At 65.5% G+C, this 19,973-nt stretch carries 21 protein-coding genes; 5 read left to right on the forward strand and 16 right to left on the reverse strand.

What is annotated here, in order from left to right; all coding sequences use genetic code 11:
• Window positions 1-46 precede the first annotated feature (46 nt).
• Genes BH95_RS12965 through BH95_RS12980 form a run of 4 tightly spaced genes read right to left on the reverse strand, consistent with a single transcriptional unit; the run spans window position 47 to window position 3,376 of the window.
• Window positions 47-592, reverse strand: a complete 546-nt coding sequence (locus BH95_RS12965) for a TIGR00730 family Rossman fold protein (protein WP_019665396.1) — start codon at window positions 590-592, stop codon at window positions 47-49.
• The gene (locus tag BH95_RS12970) at window positions 589-1,332 is read right to left on the reverse strand and encodes a TIGR00730 family Rossman fold protein (protein ID WP_037182645.1); all 744 of its coding nucleotides are present in this window, start codon (window positions 1,330-1,332) and stop codon (window positions 589-591) included. The genes BH95_RS12965 and BH95_RS12970 overlap by 4 nt, the downstream gene beginning before the upstream one ends.
• 24 nt (window positions 1,333-1,356) lie before the next feature.
• A complete protein-coding gene (dapE, locus tag BH95_RS12975; RefSeq protein WP_020112599.1) occupies window positions 1,357-2,448 on the reverse strand; it encodes a succinyl-diaminopimelate desuccinylase in 1,092 nt (363 codons plus the stop codon).
• Window positions 2,449-2,464: 16 nt separating this feature from the next.
• The gene (locus BH95_RS12980; RefSeq protein ID WP_371828322.1) at window positions 2,465-3,376 is read right to left on the reverse strand and encodes an SMP-30/gluconolactonase/LRE family protein; all 912 of its coding nucleotides are present in this window, start codon (window positions 3,374-3,376) and stop codon (window positions 2,465-2,467) included.
• A 146-nt stretch (window positions 3,377-3,522) separates the two neighbouring features.
• Here BH95_RS12980 and dapD point away from each other — a divergent pair, with 146 nt between their 5' ends.
• From dapD to BH95_RS12995, 3 genes are all read left to right on the forward strand, one after another.
• Entirely contained in the window at window positions 3,523-4,476 is a 954-nt protein-coding gene (gene dapD / locus BH95_RS12985) for a 2,3,4,5-tetrahydropyridine-2,6-dicarboxylate N-succinyltransferase (protein ID WP_019665400.1), read from the forward strand.
• A 100-nt stretch (window positions 4,477-4,576) separates the two neighbouring features.
• Window positions 4,577-5,287: a MinD/ParA family ATP-binding protein gene (locus BH95_RS12990; RefSeq protein WP_037158391.1), complete on the forward strand. Its 711-nt coding sequence runs from the start codon at window positions 4,577-4,579 to the stop codon at window positions 5,285-5,287.
• Window positions 5,266-6,672 (forward strand): cytochrome P450, encoded by a 1,407-nt coding sequence (locus BH95_RS12995; protein WP_037141208.1) that lies wholly within the window; start codon window positions 5,266-5,268, stop codon window positions 6,670-6,672. Before BH95_RS12990 ends, BH95_RS12995 begins: the two co-directional genes overlap by 22 nt.
• Here BH95_RS12995 and BH95_RS13000 read toward each other — a convergent pair.
• The 5 genes from BH95_RS13000 to BH95_RS13020 form a co-directional block, all read right to left on the reverse strand.
• Window positions 6,669-7,109, reverse strand: coding sequence for a 6,7-dimethyl-8-ribityllumazine synthase (locus tag BH95_RS13000; RefSeq protein WP_020112603.1), 441 nt, complete (start codon window positions 7,107-7,109; stop codon window positions 6,669-6,671). The genes BH95_RS12995 and BH95_RS13000 overlap by 4 nt on opposite strands.
• On the reverse strand, window positions 7,106-7,561 hold the full coding sequence (locus BH95_RS13005; RefSeq protein ID WP_019665404.1) for a CoA-binding protein: 456 nt from the start codon (window positions 7,559-7,561) through the stop codon (window positions 7,106-7,108). Before BH95_RS13005 ends, BH95_RS13000 begins: the two co-directional genes overlap by 4 nt.
• Window positions 7,558-8,856: an O-acetylhomoserine aminocarboxypropyltransferase/cysteine synthase family protein gene (locus tag BH95_RS13010; RefSeq protein WP_037182649.1), complete on the reverse strand. Its 1,299-nt coding sequence runs from the start codon at window positions 8,854-8,856 to the stop codon at window positions 7,558-7,560. Before BH95_RS13010 ends, BH95_RS13005 begins: the two co-directional genes overlap by 4 nt.
• A gap of 3 nt (window positions 8,857-8,859) precedes the next feature.
• The gene (locus BH95_RS13015) at window positions 8,860-9,372 is read right to left on the reverse strand and encodes an OsmC family protein (protein ID WP_019665406.1); all 513 of its coding nucleotides are present in this window, start codon (window positions 9,370-9,372) and stop codon (window positions 8,860-8,862) included.
• Between the two features lie 137 nt (window positions 9,373-9,509).
• The gene (locus tag BH95_RS13020) at window positions 9,510-10,520 is read right to left on the reverse strand and encodes a DNA polymerase III subunit beta family protein (protein ID WP_037182652.1); all 1,011 of its coding nucleotides are present in this window, start codon (window positions 10,518-10,520) and stop codon (window positions 9,510-9,512) included.
• 87 nt (window positions 10,521-10,607) lie between these two features.
• Here BH95_RS13020 and BH95_RS13025 point away from each other — a divergent pair, with 87 nt between their 5' ends.
• The gene (locus BH95_RS13025; RefSeq protein ID WP_037158402.1) at window positions 10,608-11,207 is read left to right on the forward strand and encodes a CHAP domain-containing protein; all 600 of its coding nucleotides are present in this window, start codon (window positions 10,608-10,610) and stop codon (window positions 11,205-11,207) included.
• On the opposite strand, the gene BH95_RS13030 is transcribed toward BH95_RS13025, so the two are convergent.
• Window positions 11,204-12,619: an acyl-CoA synthetase gene (locus BH95_RS13030; RefSeq protein ID WP_019665410.1), complete on the reverse strand. Its 1,416-nt coding sequence runs from the start codon at window positions 12,617-12,619 to the stop codon at window positions 11,204-11,206. The two genes, BH95_RS13025 and BH95_RS13030, sit on opposite strands and share 4 nt — an antisense overlap.
• Window positions 12,620-12,621: 2 nt before the next feature.
• On the opposite strand from BH95_RS13030, the gene BH95_RS13035 reads away from it, so the two are divergent.
• Window positions 12,622-13,026, forward strand: coding sequence for a hypothetical protein (locus BH95_RS13035; RefSeq protein ID WP_033188048.1), 405 nt, complete (start codon window positions 12,622-12,624; stop codon window positions 13,024-13,026).
• Here BH95_RS13035 and BH95_RS13040 read toward each other — a convergent pair.
• The 6 genes from BH95_RS13040 to BH95_RS13065 all read right to left on the reverse strand — a co-directional run bounded on the left by BH95_RS13040 (window position 12,998) and on the right by BH95_RS13065 (window position 19,775).
• On the reverse strand, window positions 12,998-13,387 hold the full coding sequence (locus BH95_RS13040) for a MerR family transcriptional regulator (protein WP_019665412.1): 390 nt from the start codon (window positions 13,385-13,387) through the stop codon (window positions 12,998-13,000). The two genes, BH95_RS13035 and BH95_RS13040, sit on opposite strands and share 29 nt — an antisense overlap.
• A gap of 3 nt (window positions 13,388-13,390) precedes the next feature.
• Window positions 13,391-14,863 (reverse strand): SulP family inorganic anion transporter, encoded by a 1,473-nt coding sequence (locus tag BH95_RS13045; RefSeq protein WP_019665413.1) that lies wholly within the window; start codon window positions 14,861-14,863, stop codon window positions 13,391-13,393.
• Window positions 14,864-14,903: 40 nt separating this feature from the next.
• The gene (gene dapC, locus BH95_RS13050) at window positions 14,904-16,007 is read right to left on the reverse strand and encodes a succinyldiaminopimelate transaminase (RefSeq protein ID WP_037182653.1); all 1,104 of its coding nucleotides are present in this window, start codon (window positions 16,005-16,007) and stop codon (window positions 14,904-14,906) included.
• Window positions 16,008-16,009: 2 nt separating this feature from the next.
• Window positions 16,010-16,333 carry a ferredoxin gene (fdxA, locus tag BH95_RS13055; protein WP_019665415.1) on the reverse strand — a complete coding sequence of 108 codons (324 nt, stop codon included), beginning with the start codon at window positions 16,331-16,333 and terminating at the stop codon, window positions 16,010-16,012.
• Between the two features lie 111 nt (window positions 16,334-16,444).
• Window positions 16,445-17,194, reverse strand: a complete 750-nt coding sequence (locus tag BH95_RS13060; protein WP_037182656.1) for a hypothetical protein — start codon at window positions 17,192-17,194, stop codon at window positions 16,445-16,447.
• 1 nt (window position 17,195) lies between these two features.
• Window positions 17,196-19,775 carry a bifunctional FO biosynthesis protein CofGH gene (locus tag BH95_RS13065; protein WP_052060060.1) on the reverse strand — a complete coding sequence of 860 codons (2,580 nt, stop codon included), beginning with the start codon at window positions 19,773-19,775 and terminating at the stop codon, window positions 17,196-17,198.
• Window positions 19,776-19,973: the final 198 nt, after the last annotated feature.

Raw genomic sequence — 19,973 nt, forward strand, 5'->3', positions numbered from 1 at the left:
GATTTCGAGGTCACTCCGCAGGCTCCGCTCCCGTCCGATTTCGAGGTCACTCCGCAGGCTCCGCGCATGCATCCAGTGCACCCCGGACGGTGTCGGTTCTGACCAGCGCGTCCAGGGCCCGCTGTTGCACGAATCCCGTCGAGGACAGGCTGTCGATCCACTGCAGGAGTCCGTCGTAGTGACCGACCGGGTCCAGCAGAACGATCGGTTTGGCGTGCATTCCCAGGTAACCCGCTGTCCAGGTCTCGAACAGTTCCTCGAGCGTCCCGATGCCTCCCGGCAACGTGATGAACGCGTCGGCGCGGTCCTCCATGATCTTCTTTCGCTCGCGCATGGTGTCGGTGACGATCAGTTCGTCGGCGTCGACGTCGGCGACTTCGCGGTGGACGAGCGCCTTCGGGATCACGCCGACGGTGTTCGCGCCTGCCGCGCGAGCTGCCTCCGCGACGGCGCCCATCATCGACACGTTGCCGCCGCCGGACACCAGCCCCCACCCTCGGCGTCCGATCTCCGTTCCCAGCTCGCGCGCCAAGTCGATGAACGACCGATCGACGGGCCCCGACGCGCAGTACACGCACACGTTCCAACTCATGACTGCTCCCCCGTTGTGCTTTCGATGATCCGCACGGCTTCCTCGACGCTGTCCGTGCAGTGGATGAGTTCCAGGTCGGACGGCGAGACCTTGCCTTCGGCGACGAGGGTGTTCTTGATCCACTCGATCAGACCGGACCAGAAGTCGGTGCCCAGCAGGATGATCGGGAACCTGGTGACTTTCCGGGTCTGAACGAGGGTGAGTGCCTCGAACAGTTCGTCGAGGGTGCCGAATCCGCCGGGTAGGCACACGAATGCCTGGGAGTACTTGACGAACATCGTCTTTCGGACGAAGAAGTAGCGGAAGTTGACGCCGAGATCGACCCAGTCGTTGAGTCCCTGCTCGAACGGCAGCTCGATTCCGAGGCCGATGGAGAAGCCGTCGGCGTCGGATGCGCCGCGGTTGGCTCCTTCCATGACGCCGGGCCCGCCACCGGTGATGACGGCGAATCCGGCCTCGGCGAGGTTTTGTCCGAGCTGCCGGCTGCGCTCGTACTCCGGGTGATCCTGCGGGGTGCGGGCGGAGCCGAATACCGTGACGGCCCTTGGCACCTCGGCGAGCGCACCGAACCCTTCGACGAATTCACTCTGGATGCGGAGCACCCGCCACGTGTCGGTGTGGATCCAGTTGCCGGGGCCGCGTTGATCCAGCAGACGCTGATCCGACGTGGACGTCTCGGAGTTGCGTCCGCGCCGCAACACCACCGAACCCTTGTGCCTAGCTGCCTTGTCGTCGTCCATGCGGACAGGCTATCCGGCGGCCCTTCACGACTTCGAGAGATAGGCACGAAGGACTGCTGCGACGTCGGTGATCTGTGCTGTCGGCACCCGCTCGTCACGCTTGTGCGCCAAATTCGGGTCGCCCGGCCCGTAGTTCACGGCGGGGATACCGAGAGCGGAAAACCTCGAGACGTCGGTCCACCCGTACTTGGCGCGGAACTGGCCACCTGCGGCCTCGATCAGCGCAGCCGCGGCAGGAGCTCCGAGGCCGGGCAGTGCACCGGGCGACGAGTCGGTGACCTCGACGCCGACATCGAGCCCGGCGAACACGTCGCGAACATGACCGACGGCCTGCTCGACGCTGCGGTCGGGGGCGAATCGGAAGTTCACGTCGAGCTCGGCGGCGTCGGGGACGACGTTTCCCGCGACGCCTCCGGAGATGCGCACCGCTTGCAGTCCTTCGCGGTAGACACAGCCGTCGATGTCGACCTGCCGGGCTTCGTATGCCGTCAGCCGGTCCAGCACTGCACCGAGTTTGTGAACGGCGTTGTCTCCCAGCCATGATCGGGCACTGTGCGCACGGGTGCCACTCGCCGTCAGGCGCACCCGCAGAGTGCCCTGGCAGCCGGCCTCGATGAACCCTCCCGACGGCTCACCCAGAACGGCGACGTCCGCCTGCAACCACTCCGGCAGTTCACGTTCGATGCGGCCGAGTCCGTTCTTGGACGCCGCGATTTCCTCGCAGTCGTAGAAGACCAAGGTCAGGTCGTGGGCAGCGTCGACGGTGGCCGCCAGGTGCAGAAAGACTGCGTCCCCGGATTTCATGTCGACCGTGCCGCAACCGTGGATCACGTCGCCGTCGGCGTGGTCGCGTTCACGACGGCTCGGCACGTTGTCCGCGATCGGAACGGTGTCGAGGTGCCCGGCGAGCATCACGCGAGTGGGCAGGCCGCGGTGTGTCCGCGCGAGTACAGCGTTGCCGTTCCTGACGATCTCGAACCCGGTTGTCTGCTCGCGCAGTGCGGCTTCGACGGCGTCGGCGATCACCGACTCGTCCTCGGAGACGCTGGGGATGTCGACGAGTGCGGCTGTCAGGTCGATCGGGTCGGCGTGCAGATCCAGGCGGGGAACACTCATCGGACGATTTTAAGCTCTAGCCGAGGTCGCGGCCGCCGGGGATCTCGTACACCGACCCGTCGAAGCCCGCCCGGAACAGCCGTCCGCTGGAGAAGCCCTGCTCGCCCCGTCCGTAGATCACGACGCTCGAGGTGGGGATTCCGCTGCCGAGGACGCAGTACTGCCCGGGCGCATCGATTCGGACGATCTGGCCTCGGGTGTTCAGCGGCACGACCGGACGGCCGGCGGAATCGAGGGTGAGCCCGTCCGGTGCGCTGAGCGAGTCGAGTCCGTTCAGGTCGAGAATGCTCTCCGGTGCGGACGGGTTCGCGATGGGAATTCTGCTGACGCCCGAGTTCACGAACGTTCTGGACACGTACAGGTATCGACCAGCCTCGTCGAGCACCGCGCCGTTGGAACTGGGTAGCCGCGCCCACGCGGGGTTCACCGTTCCGTCCGGCGCGACCTGGCCGACCAGGCTACCGAAATCGTTTGTCGCGTACACAGTTCCGTCATCGGCCACGGCAAGACCGTTGGCTGCGCTGAGGCCGGTGGCGAACGTGCTGGTCTCGAGCGTGTCGATATTCAACCGCACGATCCCGGCTGCCTTGACGATGTCGCCGACGATGACGGTCGGGTTGGCTCCGTAGCCGACGAGCAGGGTGCCGTCGGGCATCCAGGCGAGCGCGCCACCGCCGCCGGGGACACGCGCGATCTCGTAGGCGGGCAGCCCAGGTGCGTCGATCCGGAAGACGCCTCCGGTGATGATGTCCGTCGTGTAGAGCCTGCCCGCCGAGTCGACGGCGAGTCCTTCGAGCGCCGCGCCGCCGACCGAACCGACTCGGACCGGTGCCGCAGCGGCCGCGCAGTCCGGTGCCGCGGACGCGGCCGGTGTCCCGACGAGCACCGCGCCGGTGGCGGCAACCGCCGCCACGGTCGCTGCTGTCACTGCTGTCCGAATTCGTTTCGCTACGCGCACGTTCGTCCCCCACACGTCGATGGCTCCCCGCTACCTACGTTCATGTCTACACCCCGGCGGTGACATCCATCGGCCGTGTCCACACCCTGCGGACCCACACCGTATTCTCGATACCTGTGAGCGCACAGGGAGCATCTGCAATCGGTCTTGCCAACATCACCACCGGCGGAGTCGTACTCGACACCTGGTACCCGAGCCCTGAGCTCGGGGACTACACCGATTCCGGCACCACCCGACTCGACGGTGCGGACATCCCCGCCGAGCTCGCGGCACTCGTCGGCCCGGACGAGGCTCGCGGCGTCGACGTCGTGGCCGTGCGCACCACCATTGCGTCCGTCGACGATGCACCTGTCGACGCGCACGACGTCTACCTTCGCCTTCACCTGCTCTCTCACCGACTCGTGCAGCCGCACGGTGTCAACCTCGACGGCCAGTTCGGATTCCTCGCCAACGTCGTGTGGACCAACTTCGGCCCGGCTGCGGTGGAGGGCTTCGAGACCGTTCGCGCTCGCCTTCGTGCCCGCGGCCAGGTCACCGTGTACTCGATCGACAAGTTCCCCCGCCTCGTCGACTACGTCGCCCCCTCCGGCGTGCGGATCGCCGACGCCGACCGTGTGCGCCTCGGTGCACACCTGGCCAGCGGTACCACCGTCATGCACGAGGGCTTCGTGAACTTCAACGCCGGGACGCTCGGTAACTCGATGGTCGAGGGTCGCATCTCGGCCGGAGTCGTCGTCGGCGACGGCTCCGACGTCGGCGGCGGCGCGTCCATCATGGGCACGTTGTCCGGCGGCGGAAAGAACGTCATCTCGGTGGGTAAGAGCTGCCTGCTCGGCGCCAACTCCGGTCTGGGTATCTCGCTCGGTGACGACTGCGTGGTGGAGGCCGGTCTCTACATCACCGCGGGCACCAAGGTGTCCGGTCCCGACGGCACCGTGGTCAAGGCTGCGACGCTCAGCGGAAAGAGCAATCTGCTCTTCCGTCGGAACTCCGTGTCCGGTGCGGTGGAAGTCGTTCCGTGGAAGGGCACCGGCGTCGAGTTGAACGCTGCTCTGCACGCGAACGACTGATTTGCCGGTTGTATACTGACCCCCGCGCTTCCGCTTGGGAGCTTCCCGCGGCTTGACGCTCGGCCCGGACGTTGCACCGAATCTGTCGAGAAGGCGCTCCATGAGTGTGACGTTGGTACTCGGGGCGTGCGGCGGGGCCGGGACCACGACGACGTCGGTCGGTCTTGCCAATGCTCTTTCGCTGCACGGGAAGTCCGTGGTGGTCGTCGACGCGACCGTCGGCGGCGGTGATCTCGTCGAACGCGCCGCCGACAACACTGTCACCGCAGCGACCGTCGAATCGGGGTATGTCGGCGTCGAGTTGTCGACCACCAGTACCGGGGCACAAGTGCTGGGTCGGGCGTGGCCGGACTCGATCGACCCCGACTTCGGCCGTCTCGATTGGCATCTGACCTGCACGACCGACGCGGCGATCTACGATTTCGGGCACGGAAGTGTGGAACGCGACAGTGCGAGCCCACTGCGGAGCGGGCCGTCGGCAGCTGTGGTGCTCGTGGTCCCTGCGAGGCCCGATGCCGTTCGACGCTCGAGGGCTGCGCTCCACACGATCGGGTTGGCTGCCGGTGAGAAAGCACTGCGCCGCACCACTGTTGTGGTCGCGCAGTGCACTCCAGGACCGAACACCTCGGCGGTCGACGACGTGCGGCGCGACCTCGACCGAGTCTTCGACGTTCTCGAGGTGCCCTACGATCCGCACCTCTCGTCCGGATCCACTGTCACCGCAGCTGATCTGTCGCCTTCCACGACACAGGCTTACGCGCGCATTCTCACATCGACCATCCGCTCGGTATGGGGCACACTGTCGGCGTGACAATTCCCAAACCTCGATTCCGCCTCCCGATAGTGGGTGACATCCTCAGCATCGATGCGGCAAAACCGACCCAGCGTGAACTGAAGATGGCGTCGGAATTGGGACCGATATTCGAACGGAAGATCCTGTCGCACCGCCTTGTCGTGGTCAGCGGTGCTGATCTGGTGGCCGAGCTGAACGACGAGACACGGTTCGCCAAGTTTCTCGCACTCCCGCATCGCAAGCTGCGCGCACTGGGTGGCGACGGCTTGTTCACCGCGTTCAACTCCGAGCCCAACTGGGGTGCGGCACATCGAGTTCTGATGCCAGGATTCAGCCGGGATGCAATGCAACGTCATCACCACGTCATGCAGGGCGTGGCGAACGAGCTCACCTCGCACTGGCGGACGCGCTCCGACCAGTCGATCGACGTGACGGCGGATCTGAACAAGCTGACACTGGAGAACATGGCCCGCGCCGGGTTCGGCTACAGCTTCGACTCGTTCCGACGAGACGACGACGCATTCGTATCCGCGATAGTCCGCGTGCTCGGTCACGTGAACCGGACGTCGAACGACCTGCCGTTCATGCGGTTGTTCGACAGGAAAGCTCGGGTCCGGAACGAGCGCGACATCGAGTACGTGCACGGCGTGGTCGACGACGTCATTCGGAAAAGGATGCTGGACACAGAGACTCGTCACGACGACCTGCTCGATCTCATGCTGCACACCCCCGATCCCGAGACCGGGGAACTGCTCGACAAGGTGAACATTCGCCACCAGGTTCTGACGTTCCTCGTCGCGGGAAACGAAACCACCGCGGGTACCTTGGCGTTCGCGTTGTACTTCCTCGCGACACATCCCCATGTCGCCGCCCGAGTCCGCCAAGAGGCGGACCACGCATCCGACGTGGTGAGCTACGCGGACGTCTCCAAGTTGCGCTACACCCGCAGCGTCGTCGACGAGACGCTACGTCTCTGGCCGTCGGCTCCCGGTTACTTCCGTAAGGCGCGTCAGGACACGTCGTTGGCGGACGGCAAATATCCGATGAAGGCCGGTGAGTGGGCATTCGTACTGACACTCGGGTTGCACCGCGACCCGATCTGGGGCCCGGATTCTCACGTCTTCGATCCTGATCGTTTCTCATCGGCCCGCTCGAAATCTCGCCCGGCGCAGGCGTACAAGCCGTTCGGAACCGGAATGCGCGGCTGCATCGGGCGTCAGTTCGCGCTGCACGAATCTGTGCTGACGCTCGCGCACTTGGTGCGGTCCTTCGACTTCGACCTCGAAGACGGCTACGAACTGGACATCCAGGAATCGTTGACGCTGAAGCCGCAGAACATGCGCATGAGGGTTCGGCAGCGCTCGATCACCCCGAGCGCCGGCGATGCCAGGTGCGCGCTCTAGCCGATCGAGTTCAGCGATTCCAGGGTTCGTGTGACTGCCCGTGCCGCCTCGACGCCTTTCTTCTCGAGGTGGTCGGCGAAGAAGTCGGTGTGATCGGCGTGTTCGTGGAAGTGGTGCGGAGTCAGCACCACCGAGAAGACGGGAACGTCGGTGTCCAGTTGGACCCGCATGAGGCCGTCGATGACGGCGGTTTCCACGAATTCGTGTCGGTAGATTCCGCCGTCGACCACCAGGGCTGCGGCGACGATGGCCGCGTAGCGGCCGGTCCGTGCGAGTCGCTGGGCGTGCAGCGGAATTTCGAACGCGCCCGGTACCTCGAAAATCTCGACGTCGGCACCGAATTCGGCGACGAAACCCTCGCGTGCTCGATCGACGAGTTCCTTGTGCCAGGTGGCTTGCACGAATGCGACGGTTCGGGGCTGCTCGGTCATGGTCATAATGCTAGACGCCTCCGTGAGTCGATGACGCCGGTATCGAAACCGGCAAGGTGAAGTCCGCCGTGGAACCGTGCATGCTCGATCTTCAGGCACTTGTCCATCACCACGGACAGTCCTGCGCGTTCGGCGTCGCGCGCGACCTCGTCGTGTACGAGTCCGAGTTGCAGCCAGATCGTTTTCGCTTGGACGGCAATTGTTTCCGCCAACACGGCCGGCAGGTCGTCGTGTTTGCGAAAGACGTCGACGAGGTCCGGTCTCACCGGGAGGTCGGCAAGTGTGGGATACACCGGCGTGCCCTCGATCTCGGTGATCGTGGGGTTGACGAGGTAGATGTCGTACGCGCTCGTCGACGACAGATACTTGTTCACGAAATAGCTTGCACGCGATGGATTTTTCGATGCGCCGACGATCGCGACCGACGTGGTCTGCTGAAGGATCTGCCTGATGGTCATGACCGCTCCCGTCCCGTTGCCGCCGTGAGCGCCTGGTCGAGGTCCCACTCGATGTCGTCGACGTCCTCGAGCCCGACGCTGATGCGGACGGCCTCGGGCCGGACACCGGCCTCGTGTAGTTGATCGTCGGTCAGTTGGCGGTGTGTCGTACTGGCCGGGTGAATGACGAGTGTGCGCACATCGCCGATGTTCGCTACGTGGCTCGCGATTCGGACGTTCTCGACGAATGCTCGGCCGGCGTCCCTGCCGCCGTCGACCCCGAAGGTGAACACTGCACCAGGTCCCGACGGAAGGTATTTCGCGGCACGCTCGTGGTGGGGATGGCTCGGCAGACCCGAGAACGCGACGTAGTCCACTCGCGGATCGGCGTCGAGCCAGGCTGCCACGTTGCGGGCGTTCTGCACGTGTGCCTCCATCCGCTGCGGCAAGGTCTCCACGCCCTGTATCAGGGTGAACGCCGACTGCGCGGCCAAGGACCCACCGATGTCGCGGAGTTGTTCACTGCGAAGTTTCGTCAGGAAGCCGTACTCGCCGAAGTTCCCCCACCAGGACAGGCCTCCGTACGACGCGACGGGTTCGGTCATCTGCGGGAATCGCCCCGAGCCCCAGTCGAATCTGCCGGATTCGACGACCACTCCTCCGAGCGTCGACCCGTGACCGCCGAGAAATTTCGTCGCCGAGTGGACGACGATGTCGGCGCCGAACTCGATCGGCCGGCACAACACCGGCGTTGCCATGGTGGCGTCCACGACGAGCGGGATTCCGTGCTCGTGGGCGACGACGGCGAGGCCTTCCAGATCGGCGATGTCACCCGACGGGTTGCCGATGACCTCCACGTAGACCAGCTTCGTCCGGTCGGTCACCGCTGCTGCGTAGTCCGCCGGGTCGGTTCCCGGAACGAACGTGGTGTCCACACCGAACCGTCGCAGCGTGACGTCGAGTTGTGTGATGGTGCCCCCGTACAACCCCGCTGCCGCGACGATGTGGTCGCCGGTGCCGGCGAGCGCGGCGAACACTGCGAACTCCGCAGCCAGGCCGCTGGCGAATGCGACCGCCCCGATGCCGCCTTCGAGGCTGGCGATGCGCTCCTCGAAGGCGGCGACGGTGGGATTGGCGATCCGGCTGTAGACGTTTCCGTACTTCTGCAGAGCGAAGAGGTCGCCGGCGTCCGCCGAGTCCTCGAACACGTAGCTCGCGGTCGAATAGATCGGTACCGCCCGCGCGCCGGTCTCGGAATCGGGTCTGGCACCTGCATGTATCGCGCGCGTTCGGAGACCGAACGACCTCTCGCTCATCCGTCAGGCCGTTTCGAGGGTCGTGTGCACCGGCGTCCGGTTGCGTGTGAGATCGAGGACCGGGCAGTGCGCGTCCACCGCTTCCTGCAGTTCCTCGTAGCGCTCACGCGATTCCGGCCCGGTGACCTTGACGATCACTCGGACCTCGCCGAACCCGGCCCGAACCGAGTCGTCGAAGCCGAAGAAGCCCCGAACGTCGAGGTCACCCTCGGCACGCGCGGTGATGTCGTCGACCGCGATACCGAGCTTGTCCGCCCAGACCCGGTAGGTCACGACCTGGCAGGACAGCAGAGACGCCAGGTAGTACTCGACGGGGTTGGCCGCGGTGTTCTCGCCGCCGAGGGCGGGCGGTTCGTCCACCTCGACACTGAACTTGCCGAGCGTGACCGTGCTGGCGACGGCATCGTGCGCGGCTGCGGATGCACGGAAGACGACGAGGGCGTTGTGTGGATCGGCGTCGACTGCGTTCTTGGTTGCGCTGGTGACGGATCCGAGGTGCGACAGAGCTGTGGACATGACTGTCCCCTTCGTGAGGTGTGTTGGGTGCTGACCTGATTGGTTGGATCAGGACGCGCAACAACGCGAAGAGCAGACCAGTCCGAAATCGACGGTGCGACGCCTCACCAGCACATCGGCTGTCACGTGGGTCGCAGTCACGAACGCGACAGTAGCAGCTTCCGGTCGACGGGCATCGCGAGAGTGGTGAGGTCGCCGCTGTCCGCGGAGCGAATCACCACCGGGTACTCCGGACCCGACACGTCGATCATGACGTCGGGGCCGAGCGCTGCCACGACGGCCGGGTACAGGGTGGTCACGGCGAACGCCATGTCCACGTCGGGTCCGGACACGGTTGCATCCATGTCGGACGTGGTGAAATCGATGTACTCGTTCTCGGTGTCGAGCATGGACAGCAACGTCGACTTGGCGACGACCATCCGGGTGGTGACGTCCGGCAGCGCGCCGAGCAGTGCGCGGTAGTCCGGAAACTCGGCCGCAAGGATGCGGGCACGGTCGTCGCCCGGCCGGAAGGTCACCGCCGAGGGGGTGCGATCCACCTGCACTCGATGGTGCTGCCTGATGGATTGGACCGCGGACCGCAGATCGTCCCCGTCGACCACTGCGGTCCATTCGGGCTCGGTTGCAACCGCTTTCGCCACCAGCGACCGGGACACCAACCTGAATCGATCGGTCGCGGTCATGGTCAGCGTGTCGTCCCGCCATTCCAGGTACACCCCGGCGAGAACGGGATGCTCGGGGTGATGCGACGTCGCGGTGAGGGTCTGATCGAGTGCGGCGGCGAGGACCGGGCCGTTGACAGTGAACATTGGCTTCCTGCTTTCGGTGTCGAGTGTTGCGTGTACGGCGGTGGCGGAACGGGCCGCCAGCCGCGCCTGATCGGTCAGGGTGCTCACGTGCCGATCGATCGGTGAGGCGTCGCCGGCGAGGACCGACTCGATCATGTCCAACGGCATGTCGATCTGCCGCAGGCTCCGGATCACCTCGGCCTGCTCGAGCTGCCCCGGCGCGTAGTAGCGGTAGCCGGTGGTCTCGTCGATCCTGGCGGGCTCCAGGAGAGACGAGTCCGCGTAGAAGCGCAGGGCACCGGGGGTCAACCCTGTTGCGCGGGCGAATGCGCCGATTGTCATCAATTCCGATGTGGTCACGAGCCCATCCTGGGGTCTCCGGTCGATCGAAGGTCAAGCGTGGTTCTTCACCGTCGGCTCGAACGGACCTGCCGGTACATTCAAAGGATGAGCATCGAGGTCCCCACCGCCCCGCAACGCGGTCGCCGACGCGTCGGCCGCTGGTTCGTGGCGTTCGTCGCGGTCGTCGTGGTGGTGGCGGGCGCCGTGCTGTGGTCGGCCCCGAGCCGGTACCTGCCGTGGGACACGACGCCGTTTCCCGACGTCGACACGTCCGCGCTCACTGCCGAGCAGGCGGCCGTCGTCGACCTCACTCGGGCGGAGCACGAACGGCAACGCCCCGGCACCTTCTACTCCGAGGGCGTCGAGGAGGCCTGGTGCGCGAACTTCGTCAGCTGGATCATGCGTGAAGCGGGCCGCCCGCTGAGCAACCCGCATTCCGGCAGTTGGCGCATCCCCGGGGTGTACACGTTGACCGAGTACTACCAGCAGCAGGGCACGTTCGAGCCCAAGGGTTACGTCCCCTCCGTCGGCGACGTCGTGCTGTACGACAACAGCAGCTGGGTCGGCCAGCACACCAACATCGTCGTGGCGGTCGACGGAGACACCGCAACGACGGTGGGAGGCAACGAACTCGGAAAGATTCGTGTGCACTCCGTCGACGTTCTGTCCGATTCTGCGATAGTCGGTTTCGGCCGACTTTCCTAGCTGAGCTGCTTCTTCTGCACTTTCCCCATCGCATTCCGCGGTAGCGAATCCACGACACGAATTTCCCTGGGCCGCTTGTGGTTCGACAATTCGGACGCCACCAGGTCGATCAACACCGTCGGCTCCACACCCGTCCCGACGACGAATGCAACGATTCTCTGCCCCAGGTCTTCGTCCGGAAGCCCCACCACGGCCACCTCGTCGACCGTCGCGTGACCGAGCAGTACCGTCTCGATCTCCCCTGCCCCGACGCGATAACCGCCGGACTTGATCAGATCCGTCGACGCGCGGCCGACGATTCGGTGGAAGCCGTCGGGCTCGATCACCGCGACATCCCCGGTGTCGAACCAGCCGTCGGCAGTGAAGGACTCGGCCGTTGCCTCGGGGTTGTTCAGGTAGCCGTCGAACACCATCGGTCCGCGGACCTGGAGCGCACCGATGGAGTCACCGTCGTGCGGCAGCACCGCACCGTCCTCGCCCACCAACCGGGTATCGACGCCGGCAACGGGAAGACCCACCGATCCCGGCCTGCGTTCTCCGTCGGCACGCGTCGACAGTGTGATCAGCGTTTCGCTCATGCCGTACCGCTCGACCGGTGCCTGACCGGTCAACTCGCGCAGTTTCTCGAACACGGGTACCGGCAACGGCGCGCTCCCCGATACCAGCAGACGAGCACCGGACAGTGCGCGAGCGGAGTCGGCGTCCGCGGCGACCCTCGACCAGACAGTCGGAACTCCGAAGTAGAGCGAGCCACCCGCGGCGGCGTACAGCTCCGGCGTCGGCTTGCCGGTGTGGATCACGGGGCTTCCCACCCGGAGCGGTCCCAGCAGACCGAGAATCAGTCCGTGTACGTGGAACAGCGGAAGACCGTGCACCAGTGTGTCTTTCCACGTCCATTGCCAGGCCTCGGCGAGGGCGTCGATTCCCGCCGCGATGGCCTCACGCGAGAGGAGCACGCCCTTCGGTGGGCCGGTGGTGCCCGAGGTGTAGAGAACGAACGCCGTCGACGACGGATGCGGGTCCGGGTAGCTGTGCCACGACCGAGCGTGTTGACGCACGGGCAGCACCTGTAACCCGGCGGTGTCGTCGGGAGCGGCTCCGAGCCACGCCTGGGCACCGGAGTCTCGAAGAATGTGAGCCCGTTCCGCCGGCCCCGCGTCCGGGGGCACGGGAACGATCGTCACGCCTGCGATCAGACAACCGACCACTGCCAGCACCGTCTTCACCGACGGCGTCGCCAGCACGGCAAGCCGGTCCGCCTGGGCGACACGCTCCGCCACCGACGTCGCCGCCCCGAGAATGTCTCCTCGTGACAGCGAGACTCCGTCGATGGTGACGGCGTCGGGAATATCGTCTCCGCGCGCAACGGCGAGTGGGTTCAGTGAACGAAGCAGCACATGGTTACCGTACATACATGGACGCCGATGGAATCGACTCCGGCGACTACGCCGAGTATTTGACGGTCCCGGCCGGCAGCTTGCAACCCGGGGTGTACCTCATCGGCACCGACGCCGAACAGGACGTCGATACCGACGAGGAGTCGGACGAACTGGCGGACGACACCGCCGACGACGACGATCTCGACTTCGACCATGTCACCGACAGTGCGCCGCGGCTTGTGTATTCGGTGCAGTCCGACGATTTCTGGACACGCGTCGAACTTGCCGACCTTCGGGCCGGGCAACTCTACGAGGAGCAGTTCGCCCGCAACCCGTCCACGAACACCGAACCGAAGAGGTTCACGACGGTCGAGGCGTTCGGCAGCACCGAGCTGGTGTACATCCTGCGTATCAGGCGCGGCGGCTGGGATGTCGGTTAGCGGCCAGAACCGCGGTCAACTCCTCGGCGTACGCCAGCTTCTTCCGCAGGTTCGCGCACGCTGCCTCGGCCCTGGCATGGCATTCGTCGACGAAAGCGCCTGCCTCCTGGGCGTCGTCGCCGCCCGACTCGATGGTGTCCAGCGAGGCCAGTAGTCTGCTCATCTCGTCGAGCGTGAATTCGAGTGGTTTCATGCGCCGAATCACCAGCAGTCGCTCGACGTCAGTGTCGGTGTACAACCTGAACCCGCCGGCGCTGCGCTCCGACGGCGGCACCAAGCCCACCTCGTCGTAGTGGCGGAGCGTTCTGATGGACAAGCCGGTACGTTCGGCGACTTCACCGATCTGCATGTGCGCAGCCATGATTCAGCCTTCTCCGCCGAGGCGTCCGGTCAGTCGATCATGCCTTTCCTTGCTTGCCCCGGCCAGTCCGACGATGGAGACGTGCGTGCCGTACTTGGCGTATTTCGTCGTCACGGCATCGAGGGTAGCAACGGTCGACGCATCCCAGATGTGCGCGTCGGACAGGTCGATGACGACGTTGGCCGGGTCTGTCGCGTAGTCGAACTGGTGGATCAGGTCGTTGCTCGACGCGAAGAACAGTTCGCCGCGTACGCCGTAGACCCGAGTGTCGTCGTCGGGATGCGCGATCTCGACGACCTCCGTGACGTGCGCGACGCGACGTGCGAACAGGATCATCGCGACGACGACACCGACGATGACGCCGTAGGCCAGATTGTCGGTGGCGACCGTGACCGCCACCGTCGCCACCATCACGGCGGTTTCGCTGAGCGGCATGCGGCGCAGGGTTTTCGGCGCGATCGAGTGCCAGTCGAACGTCGCGAAGCAGACCATGATCATGACGGCTCCGAGAACGGCCATCGGTATGCGCGCGACGACGTCGCCGAAGACCACCACGAGGACGAGCAGGAACGCTCCCGCGAGGAACGTCGAAATCCTCGTCCGGGCTCCGGAGATCTTCACGTTGATCATCGTCTGGCCGATCAATGCGCACCCGCCCATGCCTCCGAACGCGCCGGTCACGATGTTAGCGACACCGAGCCCGGCGCCTTCCCTCGTCTTGTTCGACGGTGTGTCGGTCACGTCGTCGACGAGTTTCGCGGTCAACAGGGATTCGAGCAGTCCCACGAGCGCCATGGCGAAAGCGAAGGGCGCGATGATCTTCAGCGTCTCGAGGTTCATCGGAAGGTCCGGGAAGAACAGCGACGGCAGCGACGACGGCAACTCCCCTTCGTCGCCGACGTTCGGGACCTGAACTCCGAACACGATGGTGACGACGGTCAGAGCCGCGACGGCAACCAGCGGCGCCGGAATCGCGGTGGTGAGTCGGGGCAGAACCACCATGATGACGATCGCGGCCGCGGCGATCGGAAACACCAGCCACGACACGTCGACGAAGTATCGGATCTGGGCGATGAAGATCAGGATCGCCAGCGCGTTGACGAATCCGACCATGACGCTGCGGGGAATGAACCTCATCAGCTTCACTGCCCCGAACGCGGTGAGGACGATCTGCATCAGTCCACCGAGCAAGACCGTCGCGACCAGATAGTCGAGACCGTACTTCGGGACGATCGGGGCGATGACCAGTGCGACGGAACCCGTCGCGGCGGAGATCATTGCGGTTCTGCCGCCGACGATCGCGATGGTGACGGCCATCGTGAAGGCGGAGAACAGACCGACTCGCGGATCGACACCGGCGATGATCGAGAACGAAATCGCCTCGGGAATCAACGCCAAGGCAACGACGAGTCCGGCGAGGATCTCGGTTTTGAGGATCTTGGGTGAACGCAGAGCGCTCAGTACGTCGGTCGGCACGTAGCGCTACTCTACCCTCACGTGAGGGTAGAGTTCGACGTCAGGAGAGCAACCGCTCCGCTGCCGCGTGGATTCTCTCGTCGGTGGCCGTCAGCGCAATGCGCACATGCCGGGTCCCGCCCGGGCCGTAGAACTCCCCCGGCGCAGCAAGGATGCCCCGTTCGGCGAGCCAGTCGACCGTGTCACGGCAGTACTCGCCACGCGTCGCCCACAGGTACAGACCGGCCTCGGAGTGGTCGACGGTGAATCCGGCCTTCTCGACGGCAGACTTCAGTTCGGTGCGGCGTGCACGGTATCGCTCACGCTGCTCGTTCTCGTGCGCGTCGTCGTCCAAGGCCGCGGTCATGGCCGCCTGCACCGGAAGAGGCACCATCATGCCTGCGTGCTTACGCACTTCGAGCAGATCCTTCACCAGCACCGGGTCACCGGTCACGAACCCGGCACGGTAGCTGGCCAGGTTCGACGTCTTGGACAGCGAATGCACGGCCAGAAGGTTGGTGTGGTCTCCGTCGGACACACGCGGGTCGAGGACGGACACAGCCTCCGCCTCCCACGTCAGACCGAGGTAGCACTCGTCGGACACGACGACGGCACCCCGCTCCCGCGCCCACGCGACCACCTTCCGCAGGTGATCGACCGGCAGCACTTTGCCGGTGGGGTTGGACGGCGAGTTCACGAAGACCAGGGACGCGTTCTCGGGCCCGAGACGGTTGAGCCCGTCGGCCCGGGTGACGCGCGCGCCGGCGAGCAGAGCGCCGACCTCGTACGTCGGGTAGGCGAGTTCCGGGATCACCACGAGATCGTCGGCGCCGAGGCCGAGCAGCTTCGGCAACCAGGCGATCATTTCCTTGGTACCGATGGCCGGGAGCACCGCGGACGGGTCGATACCGGTGACTCCGTAGCGGCGAGCCAACGACTCGGCTGCTGCGCTCCGCAGCGCATCCGTTCCCAGGGTCGTCGGGTAGCCGGGCTGGTCCGAGACCGAGTTCAGAGCGTCACGGATGATCGGAGCGACGGGGTCGACCGGAGTGCCCACCGACAGATTGACGATGCCGTCCGGGTGCGCCGACGCCTTGTCCTTGGCCGCGGTCAGCGAATCCCACGGAAAATCCGGGAGTCCAGCGGCAACGGAGATGCGCGCCAACGTCAGTTCTCGGCCATGGGGGGAAGTGCCTTGACGAACGGCGAGTCGTGGTCGACTCGGCCGAGCTTGGCCGCGCCGCCGGGCGAACCGAGTTCGTCGAAGAAGTCGACGTTGGCGCTGATGTAGCCGTTCCACTGATCCGGAACGTCGTCCTCGTAGAAGATGGCTTCGACCGGGCAGACCGGCTCACAGGCACCGCAGTCGACGCACTCGTCGGGGTGGATGTACAGCATTCGGTTGCCCTCGTAGATGCAGTCCACCGGGCATTCTTCGATGCATGCCTTGTCCATCACATCCACGCACGGTTCCGCAATCGTGTAGGGCACTGCTGCTCTCCCTCCCTTTCCGCAAAGTCGGCGCCACGATCCGATCGAACCTGGCGCCCTGAAGATCCTAGTATCGCGCCGGAGAATTCCGACAACCAGCGCAGGGTGTCCTCACTTACGCACAGTCGCTTTCGAGCCTACGTGGCTTGCGTCGTTCCGGTGCGCACGGATCCACTGCCTCCCCTGTTCCGCAGCCCGGGACAGAGCACCACGTTCTCCCAGGTATCCGGCGACGCCCCCGACGACCGGGATGGCGGAGAGCACCCGGAGCACACCCCGGCTACGTGGGCGTTTCGCCAGCTCGCCGGACACATCGCGGAGCACGTTCGCCACCTCCCACATTCCGCGCAACAACGCGAAAGGACCGCGACCTCTCGGTGTGGCAGGACGCTCGGGTTCGGGGGCGGAGAGATCGATCTCACGTTCGCACAGCACCGACGCGAGCATCCGGACGTGATCCGCTCGGTCGGTGACGCCGCTCTCGCGCGCCACCGCGACCAGGACCATCGCCTGGTTGGCGAAACCGAGCAGGTCCTGCAGCGGAAGCCGGTTGACGAGAACGCCGAACACACCGGGGAACGCGACCGCGACGGTGTTCAACGCGCCGATGCGCGCCACCCACCACTGCGATCGCGCGTCCTCGTCGAGAGCCTGCCACCCCTTGGTCCCCGGAAAGTCGGTCGCATCGAGCGCCGACGCCAGTGTGTCCAGAACCTTGTCGAGCGCCGTGTCGGTGTCCGTCGATGTCCTGAACGTTCTGCCTTTGAGTCCCACCGGGTCCCGTTGGGCCAGCAGGTCGAGTACGGGGTCGATGATGGCGACGGCGCGCCCCAGAGCCGCCGCTACGGTGCGATCCTCCATGTCAGACCAGCTCCACGGCAGGGACACGGTCGACGAGTTCGTAGGTCGTCGTGCGCTCGCGTGCCTGGCGCCCGATGCCGTTAGCGATCTCGTGCAACTCGGCGACGGTCTTCTCCGACCCGTTCTGGCTGCCCGCCATCCGCGAGATGGTCTCCTCCATCAGCGTTCCGCCGAGGTCGTTGGCTCCGCCGTTCAGCATCACCTGAGTTCCCGTGATCCCGAGCTTGACCCAGGACGTCTGGATGGAGTCGATCCGTCCGTGCAGCATGATGCGCGCCAACGCATGAACAGCGCGGTTGTCCCGATTTGTCGGGCCGGGACGCGACGCACCCGCCAAGTACAACGGCGAGGACTGGTGCACGAACGGCAGCGGCACGAATTCCGTGAATCCCCCGGTCTTGTCTTGAATCTTCTTGAGCACGTTCATGTGTCCGACCCAGTGCGACGGGTTGTCCACGTGCCCGTACATCATCGTCGAGCTCGAGCGCAGTCCCACTTCGTGGGCGGTGGTGACGACCTCGATCCACTCGGCTGCAGGCAACTTGCCCTTGGTCAACACCCAGCGGACCTCGTCGTCGAGAATCTCGGCGGCGGTGCCGGGGATGGTGTCCAGGCCTGCCGCCCGGAGTTCCGTCAGCCACTCACGGATCGATTGACCGCCGCGCGAGGCCCCGTTGACGATTTCCATCGGAGAGAACGCGTGCACATGCATCGACGGCACCCGCTCCTTCACCGCACGCACCAGATCCGCGTAGCCGGTGACCGGCAACTCCGGATCGATGCCGCCCTGCATGCACACCTCGCTCGCCCCCGCGACGTGTGCCTCCCATGCACGATCGGCTACTTCGGACGTCGACAGCGTGAAGGCGTCGGCGTCGCCCTTACGTTGCGCGAACGCGCAGAATCGGCAACCGGTGTAGCAGATGTTGGTGAAGTTGATGTTCCGGTTGACGACGTAGGTGACGGTGTCTCCGTTGACCTGCTTGCGTAGATCGTCGGCCAACGCCGCAACGGCATCCATGCCAGGGCCCTCGGCCGTCGCCAACGCGAGATACTGCTCGTCCGACAGCCCTGCCGGGTCTTTCTCCGCCGCATTCAACGCCGACACCAGGTCTCGGTCGACCCGCTCGAGGCCCGCCAGGTCACGAACCTGCTCACGGATCGACTCCCAGTCACCGAACGCGTTCGCGAGATCGCTTCGAGTGTCGGTGTTTCGGCCTTCGGTGTCGATCTCGGTGTTCAGGTCGACACGTCCCGACGATTCCCACTCCTCGTCCGGCTCCTGCCACGGCTGCCCTTCCGGGATGACGCCTTCGCGCGCCATCCCGGTCTCGGGGTCGGCCAGCGCCTTGACGTGCGCGGAGATCCTCGGATCGATCCAGGGCGCGCCGGCGAGGATGTACTGCGGCTGCGCCGCGGTCCGCTCGACGAGGGTGTATCCCGCGGCCTGGCTCAGCTCGGCGAGGGTGTCCAGATTCGGCCACGGCCGCTCAGGATTGACGTGGTCCGGCGTCAACGGTGACACACCGCCCCAGTCGTCGACGCCCGCGCCCAGCAACGCAGCCGTCTCTGCTGCCTCGACGAGGTTGGGCGGAGCCTGAATTCGCATGGCCGGCCCCAGCAGGATCCGGGTCACCGCGATGGTCGCGAGGAACTCTTCCATGCCGGCATTCGGCGCCTGGCGCATCGCGGTGTCCGGCTTGGCGAGGAAGTTCTGCACGATGATTTCCTGCACATGCCCGAACGCCTTGTGCACCTTGCGGATTGCCATGATCGACTCCGCGCGGTCACGGATGGTCTCGCCGATTCCCACGAGGATTCCCGTGGTGAACGGAATGTTCAACCGGCCCGCGTCGGTCAGCGTGCGCAAGCGCACCTCGGGATCCTTGTCGGGGCTGCCGTAATGCGCCTGCCCCTTCTCCTCGAACAACCGACGGGACGTGGTCTCGAGCATCATGCCCATCGACGGCGCGACAGGCTTGAGACGCGAGAGTTCCTGCCACGACATCACACCCGGATTCAGGTGCGGCAGAAGACCGGTCTCCTCGAGCACCTTGATCGCCATGGCACGCACGTAATCCAACGTCGAGTCGTAGCCACGCGAATCGAGCCATTCCTTCGCCTCCGGCCACCGCTCCTCGGGACGATCACCGAGCGTGAACAACGCCTCCTTGCAGCCCAATGCCGCACCCTGCCGAGCGACCTCGACGATCTCGTCGGGATCCATGAACAGCCCGTGGCCTTCTGCCTTCAGCTTTCCCGGGACCGTCACGAACGTGCAGTAATGGCACTTGTCCCGGCACAACCGCGTGATCGGCACGAACACCTTGCGCGAATAACTGACGGTGGCTTCCCGCCGGGCCGCAAGAAGACCGGCGTCGCGAACCCGAGACGCCGACGCCATCAGGTCCACCAAGTCGTCACCGCGAGCATGCAGCAGCACAGTGGCTTCGTCGACGTTCAGGCTGACACCGTCACGCGCGCGCCGGAGCACCCGACGCATAGCGGACGGTGCAGGAGCTTTCTCGGCTGCGGAAGCTTTCTCTGTTGCGGACGGCACGGAAACGGGATCGGGCAACATAGTCACCAGTCGATCATGCTCCTCCGACACACGGACGTGCCACCGGGACCGCTTCGCGGGTGAATCGTCACGACAACGACCGGATCACCCTGCAGGGGTTTCCCGCTGCAAACGTGCTCGGCGCAACATCCCTCGTCACCACGCTCCCCGCGCACGTTCTGTTCCACCGCGCAGGTTGCAACCCGCGCTCCCGCTACA

It is taken from the genome of Rhodococcoides fascians A44A, from assembly GCF_000760735.1.
Taxonomy (GTDB): Bacteria; Actinomycetota; Actinomycetes; order Mycobacteriales; family Mycobacteriaceae; genus Rhodococcoides; species Rhodococcoides fascians_E.

What these genes read in the sequence shown, in the direction of transcription:
- BH95_RS13025 (WP_037158402.1), top strand. Translation starts at nt 10,608, where the DNA reads ATGAGCATCGAGGTCCCCACCGCCCCGCAACGCGGTCGCCGACGCGTC.
- BH95_RS13035 (WP_033188048.1), top strand. Translation starts at nt 12,622, where the DNA reads ATGGACGCCGATGGAATCGACTCCGGCGACTACGCCGAGTATTTGACG.
- BH95_RS13060 (WP_037182656.1), bottom strand. Translation starts at nt 17,194, where the DNA reads ATGGAGGATCGCACCGTAGCGGCGGCTCTGGGGCGCGCCGTCGCCATC.
- BH95_RS13030 (WP_019665410.1), bottom strand. Translation starts at nt 12,619, where the DNA reads ATGTACGGTAACCATGTGCTGCTTCGTTCACTGAACCCACTCGCCGTT.
- BH95_RS13015 (WP_019665406.1), bottom strand. Translation starts at nt 9,372, where the DNA reads ATGTCCACAGCTCTGTCGCACCTCGGATCCGTCACCAGCGCAACCAAG.
- BH95_RS12990 (WP_037158391.1), top strand. Translation starts at nt 4,577, where the DNA reads ATGAGTGTGACGTTGGTACTCGGGGCGTGCGGCGGGGCCGGGACCACG.
- BH95_RS13005 (WP_019665404.1), bottom strand. Translation starts at nt 7,561, where the DNA reads ATGACCATCAGGCAGATCCTTCAGCAGACCACGTCGGTCGCGATCGTC.
- BH95_RS13040 (WP_019665412.1), bottom strand. Translation starts at nt 13,387, where the DNA reads ATGGCTGCGCACATGCAGATCGGTGAAGTCGCCGAACGTACCGGCTTG.
- BH95_RS13000 (WP_020112603.1), bottom strand. Translation starts at nt 7,109, where the DNA reads ATGACCATGACCGAGCAGCCCCGAACCGTCGCATTCGTGCAAGCCACC.
- BH95_RS12995 (WP_037141208.1), top strand. Translation starts at nt 5,266, where the DNA reads ATGGGGCACACTGTCGGCGTGACAATTCCCAAACCTCGATTCCGCCTC.
- BH95_RS13065 (WP_052060060.1), bottom strand. Translation starts at nt 19,775, where the DNA reads ATGTTGCCCGATCCCGTTTCCGTGCCGTCCGCAACAGAGAAAGCTTCC.
- BH95_RS13010 (WP_037182649.1), bottom strand. Translation starts at nt 8,856, where the DNA reads ATGAGCGAGAGGTCGTTCGGTCTCCGAACGCGCGCGATACATGCAGGT.
- BH95_RS12965 (WP_019665396.1), bottom strand. Translation starts at nt 592, where the DNA reads ATGAGTTGGAACGTGTGCGTGTACTGCGCGTCGGGGCCCGTCGATCGG.
- BH95_RS12970 (WP_037182645.1), bottom strand. Translation starts at nt 1,332, where the DNA reads ATGGACGACGACAAGGCAGCTAGGCACAAGGGTTCGGTGGTGTTGCGG.
- dapE (WP_020112599.1), bottom strand. Translation starts at nt 2,448, where the DNA reads ATGAGTGTTCCCCGCCTGGATCTGCACGCCGACCCGATCGACCTGACA.